21 protein-coding genes, 1 tRNA gene and 1 pseudogene are annotated in these 24,044 nt (G+C 59.2%); 5 read left to right on the forward strand and 18 right to left on the reverse strand.

Features of this window, described 5'->3' with window-relative positions:
- Positions 1-163 precede the first annotated feature (163 nt).
- Positions 164-237: transfer RNA gene (locus tag PAF17_RS05935), tRNA-Arg, on the forward strand.
- A 161-nt stretch (positions 238-398) separates the two neighbouring features.
- Positions 399-1,050, forward strand: a pseudogene (locus PAF17_RS05940) (IS3 family transposase); the annotation flags it as partial.
- A 191-nt stretch (positions 1,051-1,241) separates the two neighbouring features.
- Here the strand turns inward: PAF17_RS05940 and PAF17_RS05945 are convergent.
- On the reverse strand, positions 1,242-5,639 hold the full coding sequence (locus PAF17_RS05945; RefSeq protein WP_271888169.1) for an Ig-like domain-containing protein: 4,398 nt from the start codon (positions 5,637-5,639) through the stop codon (positions 1,242-1,244).
- 472 nt (positions 5,640-6,111) lie between these two features.
- Here PAF17_RS05945 and PAF17_RS05950 point away from each other — a divergent pair, with 472 nt between their 5' ends.
- Positions 6,112-6,537: a VOC family protein gene (locus PAF17_RS05950; RefSeq protein WP_271888170.1), complete on the forward strand. Its 426-nt coding sequence runs from the start codon at positions 6,112-6,114 to the stop codon at positions 6,535-6,537.
- A 66-nt stretch (positions 6,538-6,603) separates the two neighbouring features.
- Here the strand turns inward: PAF17_RS05950 and PAF17_RS05955 are convergent, their stop codons facing one another.
- From PAF17_RS05955 to ectA, 4 genes are read right to left on the reverse strand one after another with little or no spacing between them, the layout of a single operon-like run.
- Positions 6,604-8,040, reverse strand: a complete 1,437-nt coding sequence (locus tag PAF17_RS05955; RefSeq protein WP_271888171.1) for an aspartate kinase — start codon at positions 8,038-8,040, stop codon at positions 6,604-6,606.
- 4 nt (positions 8,041-8,044) lie between these two features.
- Positions 8,045-8,440, reverse strand: coding sequence for an ectoine synthase (locus tag PAF17_RS05960; RefSeq protein ID WP_271888172.1), 396 nt, complete (start codon positions 8,438-8,440; stop codon positions 8,045-8,047).
- Between the two features lie 5 nt (positions 8,441-8,445).
- Positions 8,446-9,735 (reverse strand): diaminobutyrate--2-oxoglutarate transaminase, encoded by a 1,290-nt coding sequence (gene ectB, locus PAF17_RS05965; RefSeq protein ID WP_271888173.1) that lies wholly within the window; start codon positions 9,733-9,735, stop codon positions 8,446-8,448.
- Between the two features lie 53 nt (positions 9,736-9,788).
- Positions 9,789-10,337: a diaminobutyrate acetyltransferase gene (gene ectA / locus PAF17_RS05970; RefSeq protein ID WP_271888174.1), complete on the reverse strand. Its 549-nt coding sequence runs from the start codon at positions 10,335-10,337 to the stop codon at positions 9,789-9,791.
- Between the two features lie 226 nt (positions 10,338-10,563).
- On the opposite strand from ectA, the gene PAF17_RS05975 reads away from it, so the two are divergent.
- Positions 10,564-11,067 carry a MarR family winged helix-turn-helix transcriptional regulator gene (locus tag PAF17_RS05975; protein ID WP_271888175.1) on the forward strand — a complete coding sequence of 168 codons (504 nt, stop codon included), beginning with the start codon at positions 10,564-10,566 and terminating at the stop codon, positions 11,065-11,067.
- A 10-nt stretch (positions 11,068-11,077) separates the two neighbouring features.
- Here the strand turns inward: PAF17_RS05975 and gndA are convergent, their stop codons facing one another.
- The 13 genes from gndA to PAF17_RS06040 form a co-directional block, all read right to left on the reverse strand.
- Positions 11,078-12,478 (reverse strand): NADP-dependent phosphogluconate dehydrogenase, encoded by a 1,401-nt coding sequence (gene gndA, locus PAF17_RS05980; RefSeq protein ID WP_271888176.1) that lies wholly within the window; start codon positions 12,476-12,478, stop codon positions 11,078-11,080.
- A gap of 134 nt (positions 12,479-12,612) precedes the next feature.
- Positions 12,613-13,464, reverse strand: coding sequence for a pyridoxal kinase (gene pdxY, locus PAF17_RS05985; protein ID WP_271888177.1), 852 nt, complete (start codon positions 13,462-13,464; stop codon positions 12,613-12,615).
- The gene (locus PAF17_RS05990) at positions 13,461-14,147 is read right to left on the reverse strand and encodes an MOSC domain-containing protein (RefSeq protein ID WP_271888205.1); all 687 of its coding nucleotides are present in this window, start codon (positions 14,145-14,147) and stop codon (positions 13,461-13,463) included. The genes pdxY and PAF17_RS05990 overlap by 4 nt, the downstream gene beginning before the upstream one ends.
- Positions 14,148-14,219: 72 nt before the next feature.
- Positions 14,220-14,765: a biotin transporter BioY gene (locus PAF17_RS05995; protein WP_408636378.1), complete on the reverse strand. Its 546-nt coding sequence runs from the start codon at positions 14,763-14,765 to the stop codon at positions 14,220-14,222.
- Positions 14,766-14,867: 102 nt separating this feature from the next.
- Positions 14,868-15,767, reverse strand: coding sequence for a 2-dehydro-3-deoxygalactonokinase (locus PAF17_RS06000; RefSeq protein WP_271888178.1), 900 nt, complete (start codon positions 15,765-15,767; stop codon positions 14,868-14,870).
- Between the two features lie 41 nt (positions 15,768-15,808).
- Positions 15,809-16,753, reverse strand: a complete 945-nt coding sequence (locus tag PAF17_RS06005) for an AEC family transporter (RefSeq protein WP_271888179.1) — start codon at positions 16,751-16,753, stop codon at positions 15,809-15,811.
- Positions 16,750-17,568: an MBL fold metallo-hydrolase gene (locus PAF17_RS06010; RefSeq protein ID WP_271888180.1), complete on the reverse strand. Its 819-nt coding sequence runs from the start codon at positions 17,566-17,568 to the stop codon at positions 16,750-16,752. The genes PAF17_RS06005 and PAF17_RS06010 overlap by 4 nt, the downstream gene beginning before the upstream one ends.
- Entirely contained in the window at positions 17,565-18,371 is an 807-nt protein-coding gene (locus PAF17_RS06015; RefSeq protein WP_271888181.1) for a TatD family hydrolase, read from the reverse strand. The genes PAF17_RS06010 and PAF17_RS06015 overlap by 4 nt, the downstream gene beginning before the upstream one ends.
- A gap of 3 nt (positions 18,372-18,374) precedes the next feature.
- Positions 18,375-19,487, reverse strand: a complete 1,113-nt coding sequence (locus PAF17_RS06020; protein ID WP_271888182.1) for a DNA polymerase III subunit delta' — start codon at positions 19,485-19,487, stop codon at positions 18,375-18,377.
- Complete coding sequence (gene tmk / locus PAF17_RS06025) at positions 19,484-20,080, reverse strand: dTMP kinase (protein WP_271888183.1); 597 nt, start codon at positions 20,078-20,080, stop codon at positions 19,484-19,486. Before tmk ends, PAF17_RS06020 begins: the two co-directional genes overlap by 4 nt.
- The gene (locus PAF17_RS06030) at positions 20,081-21,226 is read right to left on the reverse strand and encodes a D-alanyl-D-alanine carboxypeptidase family protein (RefSeq protein ID WP_271888184.1); all 1,146 of its coding nucleotides are present in this window, start codon (positions 21,224-21,226) and stop codon (positions 20,081-20,083) included.
- A gap of 119 nt (positions 21,227-21,345) precedes the next feature.
- Positions 21,346-22,020, reverse strand: coding sequence for a DUF2270 domain-containing protein (locus PAF17_RS06035; protein ID WP_271888185.1), 675 nt, complete (start codon positions 22,018-22,020; stop codon positions 21,346-21,348).
- Positions 22,021-22,087: 67 nt separating this feature from the next.
- Positions 22,088-22,660, reverse strand: coding sequence for a thymidine kinase (locus PAF17_RS06040; protein WP_271888186.1), 573 nt, complete (start codon positions 22,658-22,660; stop codon positions 22,088-22,090).
- A gap of 160 nt (positions 22,661-22,820) precedes the next feature.
- Here PAF17_RS06040 and PAF17_RS06045 point away from each other — a divergent pair, with 160 nt between their 5' ends.
- Positions 22,821-24,014 (forward strand): multidrug effflux MFS transporter, encoded by a 1,194-nt coding sequence (locus tag PAF17_RS06045; RefSeq protein WP_271888187.1) that lies wholly within the window; start codon positions 22,821-22,823, stop codon positions 24,012-24,014.
- Positions 24,015-24,044: the final 30 nt, after the last annotated feature.

Raw genomic sequence — 24,044 nt, forward strand, 5'->3', positions numbered from 1 at the left:
TTCTATTCTGGCCTTGGGTTTCACCGCAAACGGCCCGTTGTCGATCCGCAGCTGAATGGCTTTGTGCAGGCGACACCGGTCGCATATGCGGAAAGCTTTTCAAACACGACGATGACCGATTGTGTCAACTTCGCCAATCGTCTAAAGGTCGGGGCGCGCTGCAGGCCCCTTAGCTCAACTGGATAGAGCAGTCGACTTCTAATCGACAGGTTGAGGGTTCGATTCCTTCAGGGGCCGCGCCGCAAATCATACAGTGCCAATGCACCATAATCTTGCATGTTTCGGCGGCTTCCATGCACACCGCCTGTCAAGAGGCTTGGGGTGCCGTGTCGAAGGTTTCTTCTGGAACACTGGGATAGAACGATATTTCAGCATAACCCGTGGCTAGCTGTCACTTTCAGCTGACGGACGATCTGCGCGACCAGGGTGAACAGATTTCCGAGAACCGGGTTGCGCGGCTGGCATCGCCGGCCGGGATCGCCGCGCAGGTGGACTGCAGGCGCCGTCCCGGCCGATATGGCGGCAAACCTGCGGTGGTGGCCGAGAACAGGCTTGAGCAGCGGTTCGAGGCCTCCGCGCCAGATCAGGTCTGGGTGACCGACATCAAGACCCACGAAGGCTGGCTGTCCCTCTGCGTCGTCATCGACCTGTTCCCTCGCCGCGTGGTCGGCTGGTCGGCCCAATCGCGGATGAGCACGGAACTGGCTGATGGCCGTGTGGCGGCGCAAACCCGCGGACCGGGTCACGGTGCATTCCGATCAGCGCCCGCAGTTCACCAGCCGCGCGTGGCAGTCCTTCCTCCGCCAGCATAACCTGGAACCCGGCATGAGCCGCCGCGGCAACTGTCACGACAATGCCGTGGCCGAGAGCTTCTTCCAGTTGCTGAAGCGCGAGCGCATTCGGCGTCAAACGTACACGACCCGCGACGCCGCCAGGCAGGATGTGTTCGAGTATGTCGAACTGTTCTACAACCCGATGCCCAAGCACACGAACAACGGCATGCTGTCGCCCGTTGATCTCGAGATCAGACAGCAGAAACTGAACGAGGCAGCTGTCCAGAAAACAAGGGCAACTCAAAGTTCAGTAAGGCGCGGCACAAAAATAGGACAAGTCAAGATTCCAGTTGCCGCGGTAACGTGATCGACGGTCCGTTGGCTCAATTGCTTCGGAAATGAAAAAACACCCGGCCGCGTTATGAAAAAAACGGCCGGATGTCGGAGCGCATCGTATTCGGACAGATGTCAGAACTGGAACGTATCGCTTTCCATTGCACCATGCATGTCATGTGACGATGCAGTTACGTGGATCACGGCTTCTGCGCGCGAGAAATTGCCTTCCTCGTCGGCGGCCCAATAGAAGAAACGATCGGTCCCGGTGAAACCCTGGTTGGGGCGATAAAGAACCATCCCATCATCCTGCAGGTAAACGCTGCCATTCAGAGGGTCCGTCATTCCATCGACATAGACATCGCCGCCATCCGGATCGCTGTCATTTGCCACCAGATCGATAAGCAGGTTCGTGCTTTCGGTGGTCATGCCGATATCGTCGCGCGCCTCTGCGGCGGGGCCACCAAGATTGATCTCGCCATTATAGGGATAGCGCGACTGCAGGACGCCGTCCGAATAATCCAATTCGAAGACGAGCATCTGCTTGGCCAGTTCACCTGTGGCGCGGTCGGCGATGTAATCTTCGATCAGAAGAACCGGCGTGCCGTCGGGAAGGCGCCAATATCCGTTGCTGTTCAGATACCCTTCCTTGTGCCACCCCCACAGACCTTGCTGTTCGATCTCGAAGCTGCGTTCGACCGAACCGATCGAGTCGGTCTTGATTCCATCGAAGAAAAGATGGTCGGAATCGGAAATGTAGCGGTCAGCCGTGAGGTCGAATTCCAGCCGACCTTCGGTGAGGTCGGACCCTCTGAGAAAGGCCAGCTGGCCGTCGGCGATCTGCGCGATATCACCTTGACGGATATTTACGAAATCGCCGTCAATCACGGTGTTGTGGAAATTGCCGGGCCTGCCCGTGTTCACATTGGTGTTGTCGGTCAGGTTGAAGGCATGATCGAAACCATCGATGCTGATATTGTTGAACACCATGTCGAAGGCATTGGTGCCCAGCTTGACCCCTTGATAGGCGTAATCCCAGACCTCGCTATCTTCCGGGCGCTGTCCGATGAGATCGAAATCGAGGAAGGTGTAGTGGCCGGTATAGCTGACGGCAACGCCTTCACGGGTTTCCCAGTTCAGGAAGCCGTCGAACACACTGCGCACATCATGCCCTTGATCGGGGTTTTCCTTGACGACGATCAGGCCTGTATTGGTGCCGAACGCCTCGTTGTCTCGGAATGTCTGAATCGGTGCCTTGTCATTGCCCAGGCTGTCGCGACCGTAACCCAGTTCGGATTGGTGCAATGTGTCGGGGTCAACGGAATCCCGTTCCCCCCTGTGCAACCACACAAAGCCGTGGGTCGTATTGGCGGCGACGTTGCCGACGACCTCGACCAGACGACCGGCAAACCAGAAACCGTCACCTGTGCGCGCGTCATTCCCGTCGACTTCGCTGTTCTTGACCGCGACGTCGCTGGCCGCCCAGCCTTGGGATTTGATGGCAATATTGTTGTACCATGTCCCGGTCTCGTTGCCGTCCTCGGCGACGAAGGCCGCCCCCCAGACATCGAATGCCACATTGCTTGTCAGGTCGGCGTTCGACGAGTGGTGGACATAGCCCCAGCCGGGCGAACCATCCACCACATTGCCCAATGCGATGGCGGGGTTTTCAAGGTCCGTTACGCCCGCCTCGTGGAAGTGGAATGGATAGCGCGCTTCGACATTGGCATCTGGAGACAGGTTGCCGACACCACCGAAGTCATCGGCCGAACCGGCGAATTCGGATTTATCGGTGCGTCCCATATCCGCAAAGGTCGCATAGCGCACATCAACATCGTCATTATGCATGAACATGACGTGCCCACGCTGATGCACGGGGGTGTCTTCACCAGCTTCGCTGCTGAAGGTGACGTTGCGCGTCATGTTTGCGACATATGCTTTCAGATCATCGCGGGGCGTGTCGTGATCATAGGTCAGCGGGCGATCCAGGGTAATGGTCGTGCCGTTGATGGCGGTGATATAGACCTCTTCGTCCTGGCTTTCGGCGAAGTCCATCCCCTGAATGTCGTTGTTCCAATAGAAACCTTGCTGATAGGTGCCTGTCAGAACCAGTTTGTCGCCGACCTGCCATCCGGTGGGAATTTCTTCGAGGGACAGGGTGGTGTCCCCGGCCATCGCGTCGGTTTCAACCTTCAGATGCGATGTCTTTTCCTGACCGTGGATATTCACTTCGCCCATGGCAACCATGCCACGGGAAAGCAGGGCAGGGTCCCAGTTCACATCGATATTGCCATTGTCGGCGAACACGATATCGACATTCGTGCCTGCTTCGACGGGGTCATGCTCAGAGCCGATGTTGAACTGACCCGTCGGCGAAACGACGATCGTGTCAACCACCAGACGACTGTCCTGATCGGTGGCGAAGTGCAGCACACCATCGACACGCAGGGTAAAGATCGAGCTGTCGTTTTCTTCACTGTACCCGACCGAGATCCCCTCGGGGATCAGCACGCGGGCACCCTCACCGGGGATCTCGCCGTTGTGCCAGGTCGAGGCGTCGTTCCAGTCACCATGATTGATGGCGATATGTGTCGCTTCCTGCCGGGGCACAAGGTCCAGAGTGGCCATATGGTTCGCCATGCCTGCTTCATGGCCGTCCATCTCGTGCTCGGGCATGTTGCGAACCATTTCCACGAACTCGGCGATTTCCTGCGGTGTTTGCGGAGGATCGATCAGGTCGCCCGATCCGCCACCGTGATGGCCGCCATCGGCACCATCGCCCGACCCGTTGTCCGATGCGCCGATATTGATTGAAACATTGGCCTGATCCTGACCGCCATTGCCGTCTGACAGCGTATAGCTGAATCCACCCGCACCCTCACCATCGGCGGTAAAGTGAATCTGGTCGCCAACGATCATCGCGCTTCCATTGGAGACATTCGAGAGGTTGGAAATGGATAGCGCATCTCCGTCGATATCGCTGTCATTTGCCAGCAGATCCGCGATGTCGATCATCAGCATATTGCCGTTCGTGACCGTGAAGCCGCTGTCATTCACGGCTTCGGGCGCATCGTTCTGGGCGGCGACGTTCACCGTGACGCGCGCCGTGTCGGTTGCGCCATGCTCATCCGTGACTTCATAAAGAAAGCTGTCGGTGCCGTTGAAATTGGCGTTCGGAACATAGCTGATGGTGCCGTCATCATTCAGCGTGACTGTGCCATTGGCAGCTTGTTCGACCGAGGAAATGGTCAGGGCATCACCATCGGCGACAACGTCGTTTTCCAGCGCCGCAACGCGCAGGCTGCCATCCTCTGTCATGCTGCGAGTGTCGTCACGCGCATCCGGTCGGGTGTTTTCAACAGGCCCGGTCCCGCCATCCGCCTGAACCGAAATCGAAACCAGGGCCTGATCCTCTTCGCCCTGACCATCGGACAGCCGATACTGAAAGCTTGCATCACCGGTTTCATCGCTGACGAACCGGATACGATCGCCCACGATCTCGGCCGTGCCGTTGGTTACGTCGAACAATTCGGTGATCGACAGGGCGTCCCCGTCGACATCGAGATCATTCGCCAGCAAATCGGCGATACTGATATACAGCACCTCGCCCTGTGTGGCGACAATGCCATCGTCATTGCGGGCGTCCGGGGCATCGTTCACCGGGCGGACAGTCACGTTCACACCTGCGGTCGAATATCCACCGCGCCCGTCGCTGATTTCATATTCGAAACGATCCTCGCCGAAGAAGTCCGGGTCGGCGACATAGGTGACCGATCCGTCGTCATTCAACGTTACGGTGCCATGCGCCCCATTTTCGACGCGGGTAATGAACAGCTCGTCGCCATCCGCGTCCCTGTCATTGCTCAGGGGGCGCAGCGTGGTGTGCCCGTCTTCCCAAATCGAGCGACCATTGTCGCGCGCCTCCGGTGCGGTATTTTCGGCGGGCGGATCAACCGGATCCACGGGCGTCTCGCCGGCGTCATCATCAATCGAATGGCGCAGCAGAGATGAGTCCAGCGTCGCCCAGCTGTCGCCATTGGCGCTGTGGCGAATATTCAGTTCGGATACGCCCCAGGCCTCGTAATAATCGATCTGAATGGAATACCAGCCGGATTCCGATACGTTCAGTTCACCTCGCGTGGTGCCCGAGCTTCTTGGGTCGGCATATTCCGCGACGACCTGATCCGCGACCGTCAGACGGAAACCGTCATCGGTCGTATTGCGGAACCGATGGCTGCCGGCCTCGAGGTAGATCTGCCCCGAAAAGCTGAGCGCGTATTGGTCATAGAGATGGTGGCCGCGGGGATCATCCAAAGAATCCGCATCGTCACCCAGAAATGTCACAAGCGATCCGCCGGTGCTGCGATAATCCAGCTCGGTCGATACGAAACTGGCAGCGGGATCACCATCAATAAGAGCAAGGGCGTGATCAAGTCCGCCAATTCCGCCCCCGACGTAAACATTCCCCAACAAACCGGACTCGTAGGTGCTGTTGCTCGACAATTCGCTTGCCGAAACCGGTAGTTTTGCCATTCGTCACGACCTTCTCGAAATCGGATTTGTGATTTTGACGCTGCCGCCAAGACCAATTTTTTTACAGCTTTCACACGGCTTGACCGTTAATTCCCGATACAATCACAAGATGAACAAATTACTAACGGCACCACTGCGTAGTTGATTGAACCTTAGTTTACTGCCAGATTAATATGCAAGACGCGCCTTAAATATGGGTGACAGTATCGGCGAGATTTCACCGGTTGAATTAAAATCTAAGCATGGTGCTGCCCAAAATTATATTATGATCAATTCGTCTGCAATAATTGACATCGTAAAGTTCAACTATAAAGTGTATATCCTTTCGGAAAGGTTCGTCATTCCTGAATTGTCGCGCCGTTGATACCTGGAACGTCCGAATCACCTTGATGACGCCAGATTTTCAGTGATTGTGCCAGGTCCGGAAGCGATTCTTGCGCTTGGCAAAGCCAGGAACAGAAAGGAAAAATGTATGCGTTCATTGTTTCATCTGGCCATCCATGTCACCGATCTTGACGCCGCGCGCGGTTTCTATGGCGGTGTGCTTGGTTGTGCGGAAGGGCGTTCCACCGAGACATGGGTGGATTTCGATTTCTTCGGGCATCAGCTGTCACTGCACCTTGGCACGCCTTTCCAGACATCACGCACGGGCATGGTGGGTGATCATATGGTGATGATGCCGCATATCGGGGTGGTGCTGGGGCTTGATGACTGGTTTGCGCTGTCCGGGCGGCTGGAAGATGCGGGGATCGCATTTGATATTCCGCCCGTCGTCCGGTTCGAAGGGCAGGCGGGCGAACAACGAACCATGTTTTTCTTCGACCCCTCTGGAAACCCGATCGAGATCAAGGGGTTCAAGGACTTCGATTCATTGTTCGAGACCTCGAACAATGCATAGGCACGATCAGGCCCCGCTGCCGGAAAGCAGCGGGGCCTGATCTGTTGATCCTGCGGGTTGGCCGGGTCAGGCGGCCTGCGACATGCGCTCGGGCGTTTCTTCGACCAGTTCGCCATGAAGGGCCTTGATCGCAGGTTTCATCACGTCGCGCTCAACGATGAACTGCACATCGACCTGGCGCGGTCCCTGCGTCGCGCCAATGGCCTCCAGCCCGTTCTGGCTCAGAGCGTTCAGGCCACGGCTCAGAACTGCAAGCCCGTCGAGGTCCCGACCAACAGCCGCAACCATCGATATTGCGCGCGAGGTGACCTCAGCAGTCGGATATTTCTGCAACAGATCCTTTTCGACGCGTCGCAGCACCTTGAGGGATGTATCAACGTAATGCGTGATCGTGTTGGCGTTGGATACCTTGGACACGATGCGAACCTGATGCCTTGTCAGGATATCGATGATCGAAGCATCATACCCTTTGACGCCAACCATATCCTGTTCGAACAGCTCCAGCGCGAACAGATCCAGGCCGGTCACGATTTCGACGGCTGAGCTTTCGGCCGGCTTTTCGTTGATCAGCGTTCCTGGATCGTCGGGTTCGAATGCGTTGGTCACACGCAAGGGCACCCCTGATTGCCGCAAGGTCTTGGCGGCTTTCGGGTGAATCGCCTCCATCCCCAGGTTCGACAGCTGATCGGCCACATCGTAATTGGTGATCCCCAGCTTTCGCACCGCCTCTGTGCCAACCAGATTGGGGTCGGCCGAGGACAGGTGAAACTCTTTGTGGATGATGGCTTCCTTTGCGCCCGTCAGCGCCGCCAGATGCGAGAAGGTGACCTCGGAATAGCCCCGATCAAATTCACGCATCAGGCCTTCGGCGCACTGGGCATAGCCTGTCACGATCGGCATTTCGGAGAAGGGATCAACATCCTTCATCGCGCCTTCGATGCGCTGCTGCAGGCTGACATCACCTTCGTCGCGCCAGCCCGAAAGATCGACGAACCTGGCGTTCACCCCGGCTCGTTGTAGCATCAGAACCGTAACAAGGGCGGAATGGGCCTCACCCAGACCGGAAAGCAGCTCGCGTGTCTGCAGCATATGTTCGGACAGGCGGAAATGCCCGTATGAACACAGGCGCTGAAGATCGATCAGGCAGTTTCTGGCGCCCAGAATGCGATCCTTCACGAAGGCCTCGGCCTGTTCGATATCGGCGGGATGGTCCAGAACCTGCGTATGGGCCTTCGACATGGCATCGGCGACCCGATCCAAGGCGTCATGCCAACCGTGGTCGCTGTCGGAACTGGCAAAGGCCGCATAAACGCCAGCTTCGCCGGTTTTCTTGTGTTCAAGCAACAGGTTTGTAATGCCACCAAAGGCCGAGACAACGAAAATTCGACCATAACGATCGGCGCTGTCATGATCTGGCACGAACAGCGTATCGCGCAGCTCATTGACCCGCGACATCGACGTGCCGCCGATTTTCTCGACTGTATGTTGTCGCGTTTCTGTCATGCGATCAGTCCGCAAGTTCGTCGACAGGCGCATATGACCCGTCTTCGCGATGCACTTCCTTGCCGGTCACTGGCGGGTTGAAGCAACAGGCCATCACCAGCTCTTCTTCGGCACGCAGGGTGTGCTTGTCATTCAGGTTCAGCGCATACATCACGCCCGGTTTGATCTCATGGGTCTGGCCGGTTGCCAGATCCGTGATCGAACCGCGCCCGGCCATGCAATAGACGCTTTCGAAATGGTGCTTGTAGTGGAACGTATGCTCCGATCCGGCCTCTAGCGTGGTGATGTGGAAGGAAAAGCCCATTCCGTCATCGGCCAGAAGCATCCGCACCGAGTTCCAGCGCGCATCCGAAACAGAGCGGTCGGTTTCCTTGAGCTTGTTGAAATCACGAACGATCATGTCGGTTACTCCGCAGCAGTTTTTGTTGTTTCAATGCTTTCGCGCGCGGCTTCCAGCAGGATGTCAAAACCCTTGCCGAACAGCTCGACCGAGGTGGTCAGCGGTGCCAGTACCTTGACGACCTGACCTTCGCTTCCCGAAGTTTCGATCACCAGACCACGTGCATAGGCGCGCGCGCAGATATCACCCGCCAGCTCACCGCTGCCGACATCGACGCCGCGCATCAATCCGCGCCCTTTCAGGAACGAACCGGGGATCAGCATCGACAATTCCTTCAGGCGCGTCTCGATCAGATCGGCTTTCTCGGCCAGTTCATCTTCGAACGCGGCATTTGCCCAGAACTTCTCGATCGCGACCCGCGCGGTTACGAAGGCGTGGGTGTTGCCACGGAAGGTGCCGTTATGTTCTGCCGGTCCAAAGACGTCATGCTGTGGCCGAACCAGCAACAGCGCCAGCGGCAGGCCAAAGCCGGAAACCGATTTGGCCATCGTCACAATGTCGGGCATGACGCCCATGCCTTCAAACGAGAAGAAGGTGCCGGCGCGGCCGCAACCTGCCTGAATGTCATCAACGATGAACAATGCACCATGTTTCTTGGCGATTTTCGCGATTTTCTTGATGAAATCGGCTGATGCAGCATTCAAACCGCCTTCGCCCTGGATTGTTTCCATCATGATCGCGGCGGGTGCGTCAACGCCGCCCGAGGCATCTGACAGCATCTGATCCAGCAAGGCCGCACCATCGACACCGCCGGCATAGGCGTCATAGGGCATCCGGGTCACGCCATGGGTGTCCATTCCCGCGCCACCGCGGTGGTATCCATTGCCGGTGGCCGCCAAGGCGCCCATCGTCACGCCGTGAAAGCCATTCGTGAAGGCGATGATATTCGTGCGACCAGTGACCTTCCGGGCGATCTTCATGGCGGCTTCGACCGCATTCGCGCCGGTGGGGCCAGTGAACATCACCCGGTGATCCATACCGCGAGGCGCAAGGATATGGCTGTCCATCGCTTCGAGAAAGGCAGCCTTGGTCGTGCTGTGCAGGTCCAGACCATGTGCCAGCCCGTCATTCGAGATGTGATCGATCAGGGCGGATTTCATGTCGGGGTCGTTATGGCCGTAGTTCAGTGATGAACAGCCGGCCAGAAAGTCGATATATTCGGATCCGCTTTCATCGATCAGCTTCGATCCCCGCGCAGCCGTGAAAACCGCAGGGATGCTGCGGCAATACGAGCGCGCTTCGCTTTCGCGTCGGGTGAAAATATCGGTCGGTGTCGTGGTCATGTCTTTAGGCATGAGAGTTCCTTTCGCACAAAGTGCGTTTGCGGAATTTCCGGGGCCGGGTGAGATCAGGCCGCGCTGGCGGGCTGAGCTGCCGCCGATTGGGAAAGCGTGATGGTCACCATATGTTCGGTGGCGTGCTTTCCGTCAAAATGAACGTCGCGCGTGTAATGCGCCGCGTCGGACAATTCGCCGCCAACTTCGCGGGCAAAGCTGCGAAACAGCGCCCAAGAGGCGTCGTTGTCCTTGGTGATCGTCGTGTTCAGGCATGTGGCGCCCGCGCAGGAATCGCGCGAAGTCAGATGTTCCAGCATGCGCCGGCCCAGTCCCAGCCCGCGGGCCTTGGGGCTGACCGCGACCTGCCAGACGAACAGGGCGTTCTTCTTCGGGATCATGTGACCCGAAATCCAGCCGACTATCTCGCCATCCATTTCGGCGACCACGCAAGTGTCCGAGAAATGCTCTGCTTGAACCAGATTGCAGTACATCGAGTTCTCGTCCAGCGGCTTGCACTGGCGCACCAGATCCCAGATCGCGGCGCCATCCGTGCTGTCGGGCTGACGCATGGTCAGGGTCCGCGGGCGAAGTGTTTCGAAGTCTGCCATGTCCTTGGGCATGCTTTCTTGATCCTCAATTGCTTCGCCTATCTAACTAGTAAAGGACCGCTCTGGTTGCAACCGTTTCGTTGGGAAGTTGAAATATCACGGTAATTTACTGATATTTATCTATAAAACAGGGAAGGTGGTGACTTGCAGTGAGGTAAAGTGCTTAGTCAAGCGAATTATTTTGACGTCGATATTTAGAGGATTGAAGGATCTTGCCCTGTCATGGCATTATCGGTCCATGGACAGGAATGACCCCGATCGCATTGATGATGCACTGATCGCGCTGCGGCGCATTTTGCGCGCGACAGAGCTGTATGAGCGCGATCTGGCGCAATCCGTCGGGCTGACGCCGGCCAAATTGCGCGTGCTTCAATTATTGACGGGCAAGGGCACCGGCAGTGCAACGCCGACCGAACTTGCGAACCATATGGGGGTGCGTCAGGCCACCGTGACTGCATTGGTCGATCAATTGGAAAAACGCGGCTACGCCAGCAGGCATCGCTCAAGCAGCGATCGCCGTCAGATGCTGATCTCGGTCACTGAAGCCGGGGCCGAGGCTTTGCGCGATGCACCCAATGCCCTGCAGCAGCAATTCGTTCATGGGTTTGCACGGCTGGCCGATTGGGAACAGGCCATGCTGATCGCGGGCCTTGAACGTGTGGCCTCCATGTTGAACGCAGGCGAAATCGACGCTTCGCCGGTTCTGGCGACGGGCGACATCCGAACCGGTCGCCCGCGCTGAATTTACAATTTTACTGTGACGACCCCCAAGGGCCGTGCTCGTCTGCGATTCCGTCGATACGTTCGAAACCATGCGCGCCGAAGAAATCGCGTTGAGCCTGGATCATGTTGGCGGTGCCGCGTGCGGTTCGCATCATGTCAAACCACATCAACCCGGATGCAAGCGCCGGCAGGGGATGCCCGGCGGCGATGCCATTTGCCACCACCTGACGCAGCGCAGGCAGCGCTTTTTCGATCAGATCTGCAAAATAGGGGGCCATGGCCAGATTGCGACCGGGATCTTCGGCAAGCGCGTCAGCCATATCATTCAGCATCGCCGAGCGGATGATGCAACCGGCGCGCCAGACACGGGCGATCCCGGGAAGGTCCAGCGACCAGCCAAAGCTTTTTGCGGCACCTTCGATCATCAAGAAGCCTTGCGCGTAACACAGGATCTTGCCCGCGATCAAAGCCTGTTCAAGCACCTGAGGGGGCAGGTCGATGCCGGTTGCGGGGGCGCCAAAGCGTTCCTCGCCTGCCTTGCGTTCGTCCAGGCGGGCCGAAACATTACGCGCCATGACTGCGGCTTCGATCACCGGGATCGGCGCAGCCAGATGCTGGGCCTCGATCGCGGTCCAGCGACCGGTGCCTTTCTGGCCGGCCCGATCAAGGATCATGTCGACCATGGGCCTGTCGCCATGGGGATCGGATGCGGCGGTGACCTTGGCGGAAATTTCGATCAGATAGGATTGCAGCGGCCCATTGTTCCAGTTGTCGAAAATGGCCGAGATCTGCCCGGCGCTTTTGTCCATGCCGTCGCGCAACAGACCATAGACCTCGGCGATCATCTGCATATCAGCATATTCGATGCCATTATGGACCATCTTGACGAAATGCCCCGCCCCGGCATCGCCCATTCGTGCCGCGCAGGGGCTGCCATCCTCGGCCTTGGCCGAGATCGCGGTGAGCACCTTGCCGATGCGATCCCAATCCGCCGCCGTTCCGCCGGCCATGATCGAAGGGCCATGACGCGCACCTTCTTCTCCGCCTGATACTCCCATCCCCAGAAAGCGGAAGGGAAGCCCGGCTTCGCTGCGCCGGTTGGTATCGTGGAAATCGGCGTTGCCGGCATCAATGACAAGATCGTCCTGGCCCAGCAATGGGGTCAGGGCAGCAAGCTGGTCATCAACGGCGGGGCCGGCCGGAACCATCAGGATGATCGTGCGTGGTTCCGCGATCTTCGCGACAAGCTCTTCCAGGGTTTCGGTCGGCACAACCTGTTCGGCCAATTCGCCCGCGCCTGCGTGGAACCGGTGCGTTACCTCGGTCGTGCGATTCCAGACGGCAATGGGGAAGCCTTTTTCGGCAATGTTCAGCGCAAGTGCTGCGCCCATTGTTCCCAATCCGATCAATCCGATTTCGGCCTGTGCCATTGCCGGTCTCCTAAGCAGGTCTGTTTTGCGGGTTGTTTACGCTAACGCCATGGCGGTGTCACGTCACCGCGTGCATCCGGTTGACGCAAGATGCGCAAGGGCGGCGTATCTTGCAGTGGAACGCAACGCCGGCATCACAATGCCAGCAACTCACGCCGGAATTTCGGATCGCTCAGAACCACTTCGCCCGCACCGATATGTGCGGCATGGACCAAAGCACCAGATGTCAGTTCCTGCGCGAATATGACTGCGCCCGACAGGTCGCGGCCACATGCCAATGCGGCGATAACGAGCGCCGCGAACAGATCACCCGTTCCCGGAAGCGCCACGGGCTGTAGCCTGGTGGCGTGACGAAGCGGGGTTTCTCCGCCGCAGATGATCGTTTCCAGCATTCCGTCCGCTGTGTCCTCAAGAACGCATCCGGTCACAATCGCCGTGCCATTGGCCGCCAGTCGCAGGGATTGTGCGGCATCCTGCAGCTCGTCCAGGCGGTTGACAGGTTGCCCGGTCAGATAGGCCAGCTCGAACGCGTTCGGTGTTGCCAGATCGGCCATGGGCAACAACCGGTCACGCATGATTTCGGCGATTTCCGCCGGGACATACAAGCCGGGGGCGTGATCCCCCATGACCGGGTCGCAAAGATAGCGCAGCCGGGGATTGGCCGCTTTTGCAACCGCGACATAATCGGCCACCAGCTCGGCCACCTCGATCGAGCCGATATATCCGCTCATGATCCATGTCGCGCGCTGGGGCAGATCTCTTTCGGTGGCGCCCAGCAACAGATCCGCAAAGATCTCTTTGGGAACGGGGGCGCCGCGAAGGGTTGCGTAATCGGGGGTGTTCGAAAACAGCACGGTTGGAATCTGGGCGACCTCCAATCCGGCGGCCTGCATCGGAAAGGCCGCAGCCGAATTGCCGACATGGCCAAAGACCACCTGACTTTGTATCGAAATGATCAGAGGGGGGCGTTGTGTCCTGGGGGTCATGCTGATCCTTCCAGCCGCGGTTTCCAATTCTCGACCTTGCCGCTGTCCAGTCTGCGCCGCGCGTATTTGCGCCAGCCATCTGCCAGGACAGGCAGGTTGGCGATGGCAGACAGTTCTTCGCGGTTCAGGCGGTCGACATACATGGCATGCCACAATCGCCTGATGGTCCATTCGGGAATGACCCGGTCTTGAAGGTCCATGGAGTCGCCGGGGCAGACATCACCGGGTTCCAATACGCGATAATACCATCCGGTCTTGCCAGTGTCCTGCACTTGCCGCGCCAATCCGGTTTGACCGAAGCGCAGGTTCAGCTTCCAGCAGGGTTGCCGCCCTTGCGAGACCTGGATCAAGGCCGTTCCAAGGCGAAAGACATCGCCGACGGCAATGTCGGATTCGGTGATGCCGCAGGTCGAGATATTTTCGCCAAAGGCACCGGCGGCGTCGAGAATGGCGGTCGGGTCCAGCTGGCGGCGCCAGAAATCGTAATGGTCCCGCGGGTAATGATGCAGCGCCTTTTCGGTTCCGCCGTGGACGCGTTGGTCAGCCTGTGCATCATTGCTCAGACCTGTCGGGCCGATCGATGTTCTGGCGCGGATCGGGAATTTTGCGATTCCTGACAGGATATCGCTGCCGACAATCGGGGCAACCTGACCGATCAACACCTGGGGGGACTGGGGAAGCATCATCTGGTTGGCAAACCGGTTTGCATCATACCGGCACGGGCCGGCCGGCCCATGCCGTCGTCTGTTTCGGGCTTAGCCGCGCAGGCGCAGGCCAGCTTGCACCAGCATGGTTGCCACCGCGACCTTGAACAGATCACCAAGGATGAAGGGGGCGAATCCGGTGGCGATCAGCTTGTCCGCGGGCACATAGACCGACAGCCATGCCAGCCCCGGCAGATAGATCGCCGCAACACCGGCCAGCATCGCAATCGTGCGGCCGGCAAAGCCGCGTTGCTGCGCCAGAACACCCGTCACCAGCATCGCCAAAGCCATGCCGGCCAGAAAGCCACCCGTCGGGCCAGCCAGATAGGCAAGACCGATACCACGTTCTGGCGAACCCGCGAAAACAGGCAGTCCGGCCATGCCCGCACCCAGATAGGCAACCATTGCCGCCATGCCCAGACGCGGACCGAGCACCGTCGCGATCAGCAGGACCGCCATGGTCTGCAGGGTCATCGGCACGGGCCAGAAAGGAACCTGCGTCTTGGCGCTCAGGGTCAGCAGGGCGGCACCGGCCAGGGCCAGTCCGACAGCTTTTGCAGGATTGCGCGCGAAGGACGCGCCTTGGATCATTTGCATTACAGTTCCTTTCTCCGTTGGATCGCGGATCATCAGTCGATACGACCGCCGCACCGTGGCGTCAACAACCAGAAGGTTGCCGTTATCCGGGGCGGCAAGGGGTCAGGATGGGTTGTAAAGCCCGCTGGTCTTCAATGCCTTGGCCAAACCGGCCAGTATCATGCTGTCATGGGAATGCGCCTTCACCGGCAAGCCTTGCGATGCCAATGCCGAACGATAGAAACGGACCATCGACCCGTCGCCGATCAGGGCAACCTGCTGACCCAGCCAATAGGGGCGTGCGGCGGCCATCTCGGCACCGATAAGCAAGCCGGCCAGCCTGACAAAGGCTTGATTTCGTGCAAGGCCGGACAGCCGGATTTCGGCCCCCAATGACGCGATGTCAGCCGCGATTGCGGCAGGGCGCGACATGGTCTGTTCGACAGCCTCGGAAAAGATACCTTCGTCAAAGGGCGTGTCAGACGCGTCAGCGCCGGTCAAAGACATCATGCCGGCAAGAAGGCCCATCATTTCGGGGGTCAGGAAGTTGCGGAAACTGACCACCTCATTGGCGCTGACATGGACCCAGCTGCTTTGGGTTTCCGCAAGGCACAGGACCACGCCATCGAACTTTTCATTGCCGGCCAGAAAGCCCGCAATCGCCGTTTCCTCGCCGCCAAGCAGGGCGGGTGGGCGTTGTTGGGCCAAACCGGGCAGGTAGTTGATCGTGGAAAGCTGCGGGCTGTCGGCCACCAGGCTGCGCAGAACCTCGGTTTCCCCGATGACATGGGGCGCGTTGGCGATTCCACCCAGTTGATGGCCGCTGCACATGACGGGCAATCTTGCATCTGCGTCCAGTGAGGGGCCGATACGGGCCAGGATCGCCCGTTCCATTGCACCGTGATCCGCATTGCCGACGCCATCGCCCTTGTGCCGCGAGATCACGGCACCATCCCGACCCAGTATCCAGATATGCAGATGACGTGATGTGCTGTGAACGGCAATCATCGCGGGTGTGTTCATCTTGATTTCCTTGTCGATGTTCCGGGTATGGCTGGCCCGGATCACGGCAGAATTGCAAGCCACATCCAGACCGTAAAGATGGACGAGGCGGTCGCGACCAGAACCGAGGTCGCCGCGACCCGTTTTGCATTGCCATAGATATTGGCGAAGAGATAGGCGTTGACGCCCGGCGCCATGGCGGCCGTCAGCACTGCTGAACGCAGTCCCGCGACATCCAACCCTGAAAAACGACCCAAGCCATAGGTGATGGCTGGGTGAAGGATCAGAGAGCAGGCACAACACATCGCGATTGTCGCCAGATCTCCTTCGGGGCGGTATCTGAACAGGATACCGCCAAGACCGAACAATGCGGCGGGCAGGGCGGCTTTGACCATCATGTCGGTGGCGGCCCAGAAACCTTCGGGCAGGACCAGACCGGCCTGCATCGACAGATTGGTCACGAAGCCAAGGCTGATGCCGATGACAAGCGGCGTGCGCAACACACCTGACAGGGCGCGCAGCGCGACATGCCCGATGGCAAGATTCTTGCCGCGTGCGCGCGTGAACTCCATCACCGTAATGCCAAAGGTGTAAAGCATCGGCGAATGCAGCACGATGATCGCCCAGTTCCCGCTCAGTGCGTCAGGACCATAGGCACGTTCGGTTATCGGTATGCCCAGAAGGACAGTGTTGGAAAACAGGCATACGAACCCGATGGCCACGCAATCCGGCAGGGGGCGCGAAAACAGGTAACGGGCGCCCAGCCAGCCGGCCGCAAAGCTTGCGAATGCACCGATGTAGAATGGCAGCAGAAGCGATAGTCGGAATTCGGATTGCAGATCCAGGCGCGCCATGGATGCAAATAGCAGGCATGGCACGGCGAAATTCTGTGCAAACCGCATCAGCCCGTCGGAATCGCGTTCGCTGAACCACCCCCGCCACGAGACGAAATAGCCGAACCCGACAAGCAGAAAGACCGGAAGAATTGTCGTGAACAGGGCGCTCACGTCGCGCCAAGCGATTGCGGAGTCCGCAATTCGATTTCAAGCATCATCCCATCATATGCAGGAACAATATGATCTGGTGTGCGGGCCATGACATCATCATAATCCATGTCGATATGCATATTGGTCAACACCCCCTTGGTGGCGCGCGAACGCATCAGCCAGTCAAGCGTCTTGTCCAGGTGGGCATGGCTGGGATGGGGATCATGCCGCAGGGCATCACAGATGAAAATTTTGGCGTCCGATATGACTGGCCAGGCGGATTCCGGAATTTCCGAGACATCGGGCAGGTAAACCAGTTCCCCGATCCGGAACCCCAGCGCGGAAATCTCGCCATGCTGCACCGAAAAGGGATGAAGGACGATTTCTCCTCCGGGACCTGTGATGGTGACGGGGCCGTCAATCCGGTGAAGATCGGCGATCGGGGGGTAAAAACTGCCTTCCGGTGTCTGGAAAATATATCCGAAACGCTCGGTCAGTGCCGCTGATGTCGGGCCATCCGCCCAAACCGGCATGCGCTTCTTTGCATTGAAAACCAGTTGGCGCAGATCATCAATCCCATGGACATGATCCGCATGTGCGTGGGTGTAAATGACCGCATCCAGTGTCGCGACCCCCGCATCAAGAAGTTGCGGGACCATATCGGGGCCGGTGTCGATCAGAACCTGTGTGATTCCACCTGATCCCTGACGTTCCAGCAAAAGCGAACAGCGCCGCCGCCGATTTCTGGGATTCGCAGGGTCGCAGGCACCCCAGCGATTGCCCAGACGCGGCACGCCCCCCGACGATCCGCAGCCCAGGATCGTGGCACGGATCACGCCTTGCCTCCGGCGGCCTTGCGGAACAGTCGGTCGAAATTGTCCGAGGTTTGCTGCGCAAATGATTGATAGTCCATGCCAAAAACATCTGCTCCGACAGCAGCGGTCTTGGCGACATAGGCGGGTTCGTTGCGTTTTCCGCGATATGGCGGCGGCGCCAGATAGGGGCTGTCGGTTTCAATCAGGATGCGATCGACGGGCGCGGCGGCGAATATTTCACGCAGTTCGCCCGAGCGTGGAAATGCGGCGATTCCCGACATGGACAGGTAGAAGCCCAACTCTAGCGCGGTATGCGCAAGCGCCGCGCCCGAGCTGAAGCAATGCATCACGCAATCAAACGCCCCGGCGGCATGTTCCGTCGACAGGATTTCCGCCATATCCTCATCCGCGTTGCGCGAATGGATGATCAGGGGCAATCCGGTCCGCCGCGCGGCCTCGATGTGCAGGCGCAGGCTTTCACGCTGAATCCCGGCGCTTTCGGCGGTGTAATGATAGTCCAATCCGGTTTCGCCTATTCCGACAAATTTCGGATGGCGCGCCATGTCTTCCAGCTGTTGCAGGGTCGCCATGGGTTCCTCGGCCACGCTCATCGGATGGGTGCCGGCGGCATAATAGACGCCTTCATAGGCTTCGGCCAGGGCGCGGACCTGCGGTTCATTGCGCAATCTGGTGCAAATCGTGACCATACGGGTCACCCCGGCCTCGTTGGCGCGGGTGATCAGGGCGTCCAGTTCGCCCTCGAAATCGGGAAAGTCGAGATGGCAATGGCTATCGACAATCGGCGGGATGGCCGCTTGGGTCATGGGTCAACCTTTGGCTGGCAATGCGGATTGTGCTGACGGCAGATGCGCCAGTTCCGTCAGCATATCCATCACCAGAGCCGCGGGGTCAAGGTTGACGGCCCGGCCCGCACGCGCGCGCGCCGACAAACGCGCCTGAGCATCGGCCCAGTCGCGGGCTGCATGATCATGTGGGGACAGACGGCTGAGCAAGTTACCTTCTCCCTTGGCGGCCTGCGGCAACGGGGCACCCATCAGGCCGGCACGGGCTGTTCGTGTCAGAAAACGATCAAGAAGCGTGATGACCAGATCAAACGGGTCGCCGTCGGCCGTCGCGCGTCCTGCAGCCCGATCAGACAGCTTGGCGGCGGCCTGTCGATCCAGACGCGGCAGGGTTGCGAACAGATCGATGATTTCCTGATAGCGACTCAGCCCGTCCTGACCTGCAAGACGCAAGGCCTCGCCAACCGATCCTTCCGACAATGCTGCCAGGGATTCGCCGTCCTCTTCAATGCCGAAATCCGCAAGCGCGCGGGTCATCAGATCCGGAGGCAAGGGCGACAGGCGCAGGGTCCGGCAGCGCGATCTGATCGTTGGCAGAAGGCGTGCAGGCTGATGGGCAATCAACAGGATCAAGCCGTTCTTCGGCGGCTCTTCAAGCACCTTCAGCAGTGCGTTCGCGGCGTTGGGGTTCATTTCATCGGCGCAATCGACGATTGCGACGCGCCAGCCACCGTCAGAGGCGGACATGTGAAAAAAGGACAAAAGCCGCCGAACCTCATCGACGGTGATCTCTGCGCGCAGACGCCCGGTCTTTTCATCCCATGGCCTGCGCAGCAATTGCAGCCGTGGCTCGGACAGGGCTTGCACCCTATGGGCGACGGGATCGTCTGCAGGCACCGACATATCCGGGCTGACCGCGCCCGACAGCAGCCACCGGGCGATATTCCAGGCCAACGTTGCCTTGCCGATGCCACGCGGGCCGGTCAACAGCCAGGCATGATGCAATCGCCCGCTGCGTTCGGCATCGATGAATTCCTGTGCGGGTCCGGCATGGCCGTGCAAATGCCGCGCCATGCGTGGGTGGGGAACACCCGGCACGCGGTCGGGTTCGGGTATATCTGCCGGCTCGGTTTTCAAAGCGCGGCCCGCACCCGCGCGGCGACCTGATCAACGGTGCCACTGGCATCGATCAGGCGCACCCTGTCGGGAAATTCGGTCGCCAGATGGCGGAATCCGTCGGCCAGACATTGCTGAAATCCCAATCCCAGGCTTTCAAAACGGTCCTCGGTTCCACCACGCGCATTGCCGCGGGCAAGGGCGATTTCGGGATCGATGTCCAGAATGAAGGTGCGATCGGGGTCGGTTCCGATCATCAGGTCGTGCAACTGATCGACAATCATGCGCAGGTCGGCCCGTGCCGCACCCTGATAGATGCGTGTTGAATCAGCAAATCGGTCGGTGATGACGGTCTTGCCCTGCGCCAATGCGGGGCGGATCGTGCGTTCGAGATGGTCACGCCGGGCGGCGGTAAACAACAGGCACTCGGTTTCCGGTGACCAGCGTTCGCCATCACCTTCGACCAACAGGCGACGAATTTCTTCTGCGCCGGTGCTGCCGCCCGGTTCGCGGGTGTGAATGACCTGTCGACCCTCATTGCCCAATATCTGCGCCAGCCGGCGCGATTGCACCGACTTGCCGCAGCCGTCAATTCCCTCGAAGCTGATGAACATTCAGAGGCCCACAGCCTCGATAGCCTTGTTTCCCAGCCGCATGACCGCGCCTTTCATGCGACCGGCGAACCCGGCTTCGGGGACGTCCTGCATTGCAATCAGGGGGGTGATCGCGTCCTTTGCGCCGGGAACCGTTACCACCAGGTTCCCCAGGCGTTCGCCCTTGGAAATCGGTGCAGGGATTGGCGAGTCATAAACCGCCTCGACCTTGACTTCATCCTGCGCGCCGGCAGGAACTAGGACCTTCACACCGTTCTTGGTGGTAAGCCCGACCCGATTTTCGGTGCCCAGCCAGACAGGCGCTTCGACAACATTCTCACCGGCCGGCACCAATGTCTGCATGGTGAACTGGCGAAACGCCCAGTTGACGATCCGTTCGGCCTCTTCGGCGCGCGCGGTCTCGCTTTGCAGGCCGGTGATGACAAAGATCACGCGACGGTCATCCTGAACCGCCGACCCGACCAGCCCGAAACCGGCTTCCTGAGTGTGGCCCGTCTTCAGCCCATCGGCACCAATTCCCAGCTTGAGCAACGGGTTGCGGTTATACCGGTTGGCCGGGGCGCGATTGTCGAAGGGAAATTCGGTCAGCGCAAAATTCTTGTAAAGCTCGGGGAAATCCTCGACCAGATGCTTGGCCAGCAGGCCAAGGTCATGGGCGCTCATGCGGTGGCGCGGATCCGGCCAGCCCGAGGCATTGGCAAAGGTCGAACTGGTCAGGCCCAGTTCCTTGCCCTTTTCCGTCATCTGGCGGGCGAAGGCATCTTCGGTGCCCGAAAGCCCCTCGGCGACCACCACGCAGGCATCGTTGCCCGACAGCACGATGATGCCCTTGATCAATTCCTCGACCGTCGGACGATCCTGTTCGTTCAAGAACATGGTCGAGCCCTTCATCTGGCGTGCCTTGGTCGAAACCGGCAGGCGGGTGTCCATCTGGACGCGGCCTTCCTCCAGCGCTTCGAACAGCATGTAGACGGTCATCAGTTTCGACATCGAGGCCGGCGGGATCGAGTCATCTGCGTTCTTTTCCATCAGAGTCGTGCCCGTCGAGACGTCATAGACCCAGGCCGTTTGCGCATTGGTGTCAAATGCGTGGGCCGGTGCCACCAGAAGCAGCACGGCGATGAACCTCAACAGAAATGCGCGCATGGGATGTCCTTTGCCTGTTCGGAAACGATGGTTACAGGATCACATCATCTGCCGCAACGAGGCCCGTCCGAGTCACGCGGGAATTTGAACCAGAATTTCGAGCACGGCGCGGACGCGGCTTAGCCCATGCCCAGAGGATCGCTTTTGGTTCGGGCGCGGGCGGCATCCTGTTGTTCGCTGACCAGCGCAATGACCCCCCAGGTCACGCAATAAAGCGCGCCGGTGCCCAGAACCAGCCAGCCGGGCAGGGGGCCGATTGCGGCGCGGTCGAACAACTGGCCCGCAGATTCCAGCGGGGTCGGGTGAACCACCAGCTTGCCTGCATAGGCAACGGTCTGGATGAGCAGGATCCAGAAATAGTTGCGGCGTATTCTGCGACCAATGGCAGTCCACATGCTGACATGATAGGCGGGGCGCAAATAGTCATCGGCCAACCGGTCCTGCCAGTGTTCTTCCAGATGCAGGTCACCTTCCTTCAGGATCGGGGCCATGAAATGCAGCTCAAGCCATCGGCAGCGTGCGCGCCAGACATTGAAATACCGGTAGCGGCGCGCCTCGAGCATCAGGAAAAAGATGATCAGTATTCCTACCAGAACCAAGGGTAATGGTGATGCCTGGGGCGAGGAATAGGTGATCGACAACGCAACCCCCAAGGTCACAACTGACCAATTGGTCGTCGTGTCCAACCGCGTGCGCCAGATGGTCGAGCGATAGACCTCACCCCGGTACAGATGGGCAATCACCCCCATCTCTGCGGCGTCCAGCTTTTTGCGGGTTTTCGTGCTGCCGTCCATTTACGCACTCCCTGCCTTTCACAGTGGCAGTAATTGCCTGTATGGACAAGCCCTTGGGACGATCAGCTCATCCCGAGACAGCCTCGCGCCAGTGACGGCGACAAAGCGATACATAGGTTTCATTGCCGCCGACCTGAACCTGTGCGCCATCGGTATGGGCTTTGCCATGCTGGTCAAGGCGGATCACCATCGTGGCTTTCTTCCCGCAATGGCAGATCGTGCGCACCTCGCGCATTTCATCGGCGATGGCCAGCAGCGCGGCTGACCCCGGAAACAGTTCGCCCCGGAAATCGACGCGCAACCCATAGCACATCACCGGAAGGCCCAGATCGTCCACCGCCCGCGCCAGTTGCCAGACCTGGGCCGTGGTCAGGAACTGTGCTTCGTCCACGAAAACGCAGGCGCAACCGTCGCGATGTGTCCTGAGGCAGTCAAAGAGATCACTGTCCTTGTCAAAGGTCAGCGCGTCTTCGGCGATCCCGATCCGGCTGGCGATGCGTCCGGCCCCGGCACGCTTGTCGATGGCCGCCGTCAGCAGCAGCGTCCCCATCCCGCGTTCCCGATAGTTATAGGCGGCTTGCAGCAACAGGGTGCTTTTGCCGGCATTCATCGTCGAATAGTGGAAATAGAGCTTGGCCATGGCGCATGCAATTAGCGTCACCTGACCAGCGCGGCAAGGCCATCGGACCCTGTTGCCCATCGCGCCGAAAAATGGCATTGTCACGAAAGGCGGCGGTTCGTGATCTTGACGCGTTTTCATGCGTCGCCATTTTCATATTCAAAATTCAGGTGTGTTTCCGATGCGTGACCCGCTGTTTCGCATGGCCCTTGTTCTGGGGTTGCTTTCCGCCGTCGGTCCATTTGCGATCGACATGTATCTTCCTGCGATGCCGCAGGTCGCGCAGGATCTGGGCACGACCGAGGCCGGTGCCGCGCTGACATTGACCTCGTATTTCATCGCCTTCGGTCTTGCCCAGATGTTCTATGGGCCAATGGCGGATGCGGTGGGGCGCAAGCCTCCCTTGGTTCTTGGGGTCGCGATCTTCGTGATTGCGACCTTTGCTGCCGCATTGTCACCCTCGATCGGCTGGCTTATCGCCGCGCGGGCGATACAGGGGCTGGGCGCGGCCACGTTGATGGTGGTACCCCGCGCGGTCATTCGCGACATGGCGACAGGGCCGGCAGCCGCGCGGATGATGGCGCTGATCATGATCGTGATTTCGGTTTCACCGATGCTGGCACCCTTGACGGGTTCGTTGATCATGGCCTGGGGGGATTGGCGTGACATCTTTACGGTGTTGGCGGTCGCGGCGGTGATCAGCCTGGGCCTGATCCTGTTCGTTCTGCCCGAGACCATTGCCCGGGAAGATCGGCGCGGCATCGAGGCCGGGATCATGGCCGCTGGTGCGCGTCGACTGCTGTCCGACCGCCGCTTCATGGGGCTGACCATGATCGGTGGCTTTGGCATGGCCAGCTTTTTCGTATTTCTGTCCTCGGCCAGCTTTGTCTATACCCAACAATACGGCCTGAGCCCGACAGGTTTTTCGGTCGCGTTTGCCATCAACGCCATCGGTTTCTTCACCGCATCGCAATTTGCCGGTCGTCTTGCCGAGAAATTCGGAATGGAACGTGTCATATCGATTGCGATCACGGGGTTTGCGGTCATGGCGTTGATGTTGACTTCGATCGTCTGGTTGGGTGTCGATCAGCTGCCTGTCGTAATCGCGGGGCTGTTCATGGCCAATGCCTGTCTTGGCTTGGTCATTCCGACGGCGATGGTCATGTCGCTCGATCCCCACCCCGACATTGCCGGGCTGGCCTCGTCTCTGGGGGGGACGATTCAGATGCTGACCGGGGGCGCGATGATTGCGGTCACGGGGCCATTCATGGACAATACCGCGGCAAGCATGGTGCCTGCCATTGCGGCCTGCGCCATGCTTGCATGGCTTTCGGCGGCGTTGTCGCTGCCGCGTTTGCGGCTGAGATCCGCCTGAAAAAAAACGGCCGCAGGGCAATGTCCTGCG

Origin of the sequence: Paracoccus onchidii, from assembly GCF_028294535.1 — a bacterium.
Lineage (GTDB): Bacteria > Pseudomonadota > Alphaproteobacteria > Rhodobacterales > Rhodobacteraceae > Paracoccus > Paracoccus onchidii.